This is a genomic window from Haloferax profundi, from assembly GCF_001469865.1.
Classification (GTDB): Archaea; Halobacteriota; Halobacteria; order Halobacteriales; family Haloferacaceae; genus Haloferax; species Haloferax profundi.
In genome coordinates, this window is record NZ_LOPV01000055.1 from 1 (window position 1) to 5,303 (window position 5,303).

General features: G+C 56.7%; 6 protein-coding genes and 2 pseudogenes. 3 read left to right on the forward strand and 5 right to left on the reverse strand.

Features of this window, described 5'->3' with window-relative positions:
* The first annotated feature begins 499 nt into the window (after positions 1–499).
* Together AUR66_RS20320 and AUR66_RS03200 are read left to right on the forward strand one after the other, a co-directional pair.
* A complete protein-coding gene (locus AUR66_RS20320; protein ID WP_231727740.1) occupies positions 500–1,180 on the forward strand; it encodes a transcription initiation factor IIB in 681 nt (226 codons plus the stop codon).
* A gap of 96 nt (positions 1,181–1,276) precedes the next feature.
* Positions 1,277–1,813 (forward strand): annotated as a pseudogene (locus AUR66_RS03200) (saccharopine dehydrogenase family protein); the annotation flags it as partial.
* 61 nt (positions 1,814–1,874) lie between these two features.
* Here AUR66_RS03200 and AUR66_RS03205 read toward each other — a convergent pair.
* Entirely contained in the window at positions 1,875–3,149 is a 1,275-nt protein-coding gene (locus AUR66_RS03205) for an RNA-guided endonuclease TnpB family protein (protein ID WP_058571071.1), read from the reverse strand.
* Entirely contained in the window at positions 3,124–3,267 is a 144-nt protein-coding gene (locus tag AUR66_RS21685) for a hypothetical protein (RefSeq protein WP_197409662.1), read from the reverse strand. The genes AUR66_RS03205 and AUR66_RS21685 overlap by 26 nt, the downstream gene beginning before the upstream one ends.
* A 123-nt stretch (positions 3,268–3,390) precedes the next feature.
* Here AUR66_RS21685 and AUR66_RS22465 point away from each other — a divergent pair.
* Positions 3,391–4,095 (forward strand): annotated as a pseudogene (locus tag AUR66_RS22465) (oxidoreductase); the annotation flags it as partial.
* Between the two features lie 92 nt (positions 4,096–4,187).
* Here AUR66_RS22465 and AUR66_RS03215 read toward each other — a convergent pair.
* From AUR66_RS03215 to AUR66_RS03225, 3 genes are all read right to left on the reverse strand, one after another.
* Positions 4,188–4,580 carry a PIN domain-containing protein gene (locus tag AUR66_RS03215; RefSeq protein ID WP_058571073.1) on the reverse strand — a complete coding sequence of 131 codons (393 nt, stop codon included), beginning with the start codon at positions 4,578–4,580 and terminating at the stop codon, positions 4,188–4,190.
* A complete protein-coding gene (locus AUR66_RS03220) occupies positions 4,577–4,819 on the reverse strand; it encodes an antitoxin VapB family protein (RefSeq protein ID WP_058571074.1) in 243 nt (80 codons plus the stop codon). Before AUR66_RS03220 ends, AUR66_RS03215 begins: the two co-directional genes overlap by 4 nt.
* 127 nt (positions 4,820–4,946) lie before the next feature.
* Positions 4,947–5,228 (reverse strand): DUF3006 domain-containing protein, encoded by a 282-nt coding sequence (locus tag AUR66_RS03225; RefSeq protein ID WP_058571075.1) that lies wholly within the window; start codon positions 5,226–5,228, stop codon positions 4,947–4,949.
* Positions 5,229–5,303 lie beyond the last annotated feature (75 nt).

A 5,303-nucleotide genomic window follows, 5' to 3' on the forward strand; every position in this document is an offset into this window, starting at 1 on the left:
GTCGTCACCGAGTGGCGAGCATCGGCCAATGATTCACTGACAGACCTCGCAACGTTCGACAATGATCGACGTCGATTCTGGCGGTGTACGGCGTGTAGACAGGAACACGCGTCCAGAGAAGCGTTCGAGACGGCGTGCATAGCAGGCAGGTCAGACGACTCTACTCTGGATTAGTCTGGAACTGACCGACCGCAGTTTTGTTCGCCCCACAAGGGTGCGGGGCGTTGCAGTAGCGTCCTGCACAGAACTCATGTCTCTGAGAGAAATCTACGACCGGAGCTTCGACGAATCGTGTGGGAAAACCATCGACGCGACTGCGTGCCCCGAGTGCGACGGCCCACTCGCAACGGACGGCGGCGAAACTGGCTGTGAAGAGTGTGGACTCATCGTTGACCAGTATTACATTGATCACACCCACGGCCCACGCGTGTTTGACGATGACCCAAACTCAGCACGTAGAACCGGGGGCCGACTTACCCCCGCTCGACACGACCGTGGTGTGTCTGCCGAGATTGGCTACAATCGAGATGCAAATGGCCAGCGAGTGTCGCCGAAGAAGCGCCGTCAACTTCACCGATTGCGCCGCGAGCACCGTCGTGCCCGGTTTGGGTCGAAAGCAGAGCGCAACCTCGCAACTGCACTCCAAGACATCGCACGGATGGGAAGTGCCCTCGACCTCCCGTACAGTGTGACCGAAGAGGCGAGCCAAATCTACCGCCGAGCACAGAAGCATGATCTCATTCGTGGTCGCTCACTTGAGATGCTGGCTGCAGGCAGTCTGTATGCAACGTGTCGGGCACGTGGGTTGCCGCGTCGACAAGACGAAATTGCAGATGTGGCTCGGTGTACCCTTGATCAAGTACGAACTGGATATCGTGTACTCAACAGCGAACTTGGCATCGACGCACAGGCGGTGACTGCACGGACACACGTTCCACGGCTTGCATCCGACTGTGATGTTTCAGCAGACGTCCACGCACGCGCATTCGAACTCGCAGAACTTGCTGATGAGGTGGGGATTGCTAACGGACGAAATCCAGCAGGGGTTGCAGCGGCCTGTCTGTATCTTGCTGGGAAAGAACTGGGAGGAACGCAGACGCAAGCAGAATTCGCGGCGGCGGCAGATGTGACGGTTCCAACCCTTCGAGCCAGATATTACGAATTGAGCGACCTGGCGTAAGTGACCACGGCGAAGCCGGGATCACGACTCATTGTCGTTCGGTGAGCGCCACCGAACAGTTTGAACACCTTGGCAGATGACTGTTGATTGAGAGATATGTCCCGCAATAGCCGACAGTACGATCTCGTCGTGTGGGGTGCAACCGGTGTTGCTGGGCGCCTTGTGGCTCAACATCTCACCGAACAGTACACTCCTGAAGACCTCTCGCTCGCACTGGGCGGGCGGAACGAAGAGCGGCTTCGCAGCGTCAAAGCAACCCTCGTTGAGGAGAACGACGAGTGGGAGAGTCTCCCGATCGTACTTGGGGATGCGACAGACCCAGCGAGCCTCCACGACCTCGCTCGGAGTACAGGTGTCGTCTGTACCACTGTCGGCCCCTACACCCAGTACGGAACGCCACTCGTTGAGGCCTGTGTCGAAGCTGGAACTGACTACTGTGATCTTACTGGCGAAGTGACCTGGGTCCGAGAGATGATCGACCGGTACCACGATGAAGCGGTCGATACAAGCGCCCGAATCGTACACAGCTGTGGGTTCGACTCCGTTCCCGCAGACCTCGGCACCATGCTTGTCCAGTCGTTCGCAACCGACGAGTTTGGCACTCCATGTGATCTGGTTCGAATCTATATCGAGTCCGCCAGTGACATCCTCCCCGTCGTAAACGACGGGGCTTCCCACACGGTGGGAATGCCAGTCAGTCGTCACTGGCAGTGGGTTTCGACTCTTGAAACGATGTGAGTGTCATCTGCGAGGGTGTCTCGCTCTGCTCACACTGAGTCGTGGCGGTGTCACAACCGCTCCCGTCCTGTGGCGAGTCATCGCCTGCCTGTTTCCACGGCAGGCTCTCTCCCCACGGGTCTACGCGACGTGCGATGTTCGCACTCGCGTTAATATCTGCTTGAAACGTCGATACGTGGCACTCTGGGTTCTTGCACCTGAACTCAGCCTGTCGGGGCCGATACCCGATGTGCTTGCACGAGTGACACGTCTTTGAGGTGTACTGCGGGTGGACGTACCGGACTGGAATCCCCACATCCTTCGCCTTGTCCTCGATACGACCCTGCAAACGAGCAAATGCCCACGAGTGTAGTCGCCGGTTCATGTATTTCCCGTAGTCCAGTGACTCACGGATGTAAGCTAAGTCTTCCATCACGATGACGGGGTTCTCGAACTGGCGGGCGTACTCCACAGACTCACGAGACGCCTTCTCGATAAGGTCTGTGAGTCGGTTCTGGTAGTACGAAAATCGTTCCTCGACGCGCCACTCGGAAGCGTCTCGCTCTTGCAGGCGCTTGAGTGTCGTGAACATCTCTTTGCGGATTCGTTTGGCTCCTTTCCCGTTGATTAACAGTGGTTTCGTGGGAGTGTCGCGTTGGAGGGCACAGCCCGTGACCAACATCGACTCGCCAATATCGAATCCAACCCGAGTCGGATTCTCGGGGAGTTCAGAGGTGTCCTCGATTTCGTATTCGACAGTGACGTGGAGCGTCCACGTCTTTCGGTGTTTCTGCAAGCGAAGTTCGCCTACTTTGGTACTCGACTCGTCATCGAGCAGTTCGTCCCACAATCCTTGCTGGTCTGGATTCAGTCGGAGGGGAATCCAGAAGTTAGTTCCGCGACCGGGCTGGGGAACGTTCCAGCAGATTTCGTACTCACGCGATGAGTCACGGTCGAACTTCCCGGCCCGATTCACGAACCTGAGGGGATGTTCGTCGTCCAATTCCTTCGCGTTGTACGTGTTGTGGAGTTTCGGGACGTAGGATTTGAGGGCGTCTTTCGCTTGGTACGGTAGGCTGTACGGTGTCACCACGTCGTTCGTGGCACTCATCGACGTACAGTCTTGCTCGAAGGCATCTTCGAGAGCGTCACGGTATTCGGACAGCGTTTGCTGGAGGCGTTGCTCTTTGCACCGTGTGGGTGGAGTGAGCGTGGCTTCCAGCGTCTTATTCGCCGTCTGAGTCGTTGACATCGTAGCCTTCGGATTCGAGTGCTTTCTGGAGGAGTTCGGGGTACGCTCGTGAGTGGCGTATCCCTTGGTCGCGGGCGTACTCCTTCACGGCTTCGTGAAGTGGCCCGCCTCGCTCCATATCGAAATCTGCTCTCATCCATCAAAACGTAAGTAATAGCGTAAGTTAAAGATGGCGGTTGGCATTCGGGCTGAGTGTCAGGGCGTGGTTAGTTCAGCAGTTGTCGGATTCCCTCCTTGCAGGACGATGGCGAGTGGGGTCGCGATGTTCGACGCTGCGTCAAAAGATCCACTCGCACGGCAGACACTCCAAAATCCGTACTCGCTTGCTCCCCGTGGAGAACGAACTGGGGTCGACCCAGGCGTGCAGCGACGTCCGAAGCGAGACCTAGTGAGACCGGTCTGGACAGCACCGTCTCCAATGGCACCGGTGAACGAACGGGTGGTCAGACGGATCAATGCCTTGCTTGGGTACCCGTGGGGTCGTGAGTTCCACTGTAGTGAAGTCATCCCTACGGGTCGGGGACTCAGTGGTGCGACAGCTGCGACTGCTCTCGCCGCAGGTATGGGTCTCGGGAGGGTGGGCATGTCCATTGGCGCGGTCCGCGACATCCTCTCTCGGTTCGTATTCCCTGCACCCGGCGAAGGTCCGACGAGACGGCAGATGGAACGAGGACATTTTACCGTTCGTGTGTTTGGACGAGGGACGGCTCACGATGGCCCGTTCACTGTGGTGAGTGAAATAAGCGCAGACCGCGACCCAGGGTATGGTGCCACCGCGAAAATGCTCGGTGAAGCTGCTATGTGCTTAGTGCGTGAAGAGACTGATTCACCGCTCTCGGGTGGCATCTTGACGCCGGTTTCTGGAATCGGTGAACCACTCGCCGAACGACTTCGCAATGTCGGCCTGACAGTGAACGTAGAAGAGTGGACGGGCGCCCACGCGTGAAGAAAGAGAGCCGCTCCAAGAGATAGTGAAGAGACTGGTCACAGAGATGCAAGGGGGAAGGCCACGACTTCAGTCGTGGGTCTCTGACCGGTTCAATGTGTCTCAACATCAAGCCCATCGATACGCGTGAAATGGTCCACATTGCGTGTGATGACGGGTTCATCGGCAAGAAGTGCGGTCGCACCAATAAGGCAGTCCTCACGGTCGATCTCTTTTCCCTGAGAGACGAGCGTCCCCGAAATCTTCCCCGCCTTTCGCATGATAGTCTCGTCAGCAGCCACGATGTGGCGTGTATCCAGCACGTCGAGAATCTTTTGCTGGCGTTCCTCGGGAATGTTCAGTTGGGGTACTGCCTCGTACAGTTCGAGTACAGTGATTGAAGCGACTTTTTCCGGGTGATTTCCTCGCTCGATGAGGTCGAGATACTGCAGCGCCTCGGAATCGCCGTGCAGGATATCGATGATAAACGAAGTGTCCTCAATCATTTGTCAGTCGAAGTGTTGTAACCGAGTCTCTCTCGCCGATTACGCGTGCGTTCGCGTCCCTCCTCAATGGCTGCTTCGAGGTCTTCGGCTTCGTCGTCAGATAGAATCCCCGCAACCTCGGTCCACGAGCGTTCGCCAGCGATTCGCTTGACGACCTCAGAAAATGACTCTCCCGACCGCTTGTGGGCTTTGAGCCGTTCGTACGCTTCTTCGTCAAGTGAGATCGTTTTCGTTGCCATTCTAATACACAGTTGTGTGTGTACATTTATATAATCATGGGTGAATCGTCTCAAGGTCAAGCCCCGAGGATTTCGCGTGGATTCCAGCGACACACAGTTGTTCTCAATTCGTTACGAGGACTGCTGTTTACTCCTCGTCTTGTGGTGGTCGGCGTGAGAGTCGGTCAAACCGTGACTGAGCGGCTTCAGTCCGTTCTTCTGTCTCGTCCGGCTCGTACGTCCCGCTTTTGTACTCCCCATCTGAGACGGTGACTGTCAGCACCGAATTCTGCTTTCTCGCACGCCATGGCAGCTCAGATTGGTCGATGACTAGTTGGTCGATATCCTGGCCATCTTCCTCGATGAGCAAGACTGCAAGGTCGTCTTCGAAGCGGTCGACTGTCGCCGTGTAGGTCCCATCTGGAATCATGCGTAGGTTTCCTCAACTACGGTCGCACCGGTATTATCCAGTACGGTGATCGTATCCCCACCGTTGTTCCAGATT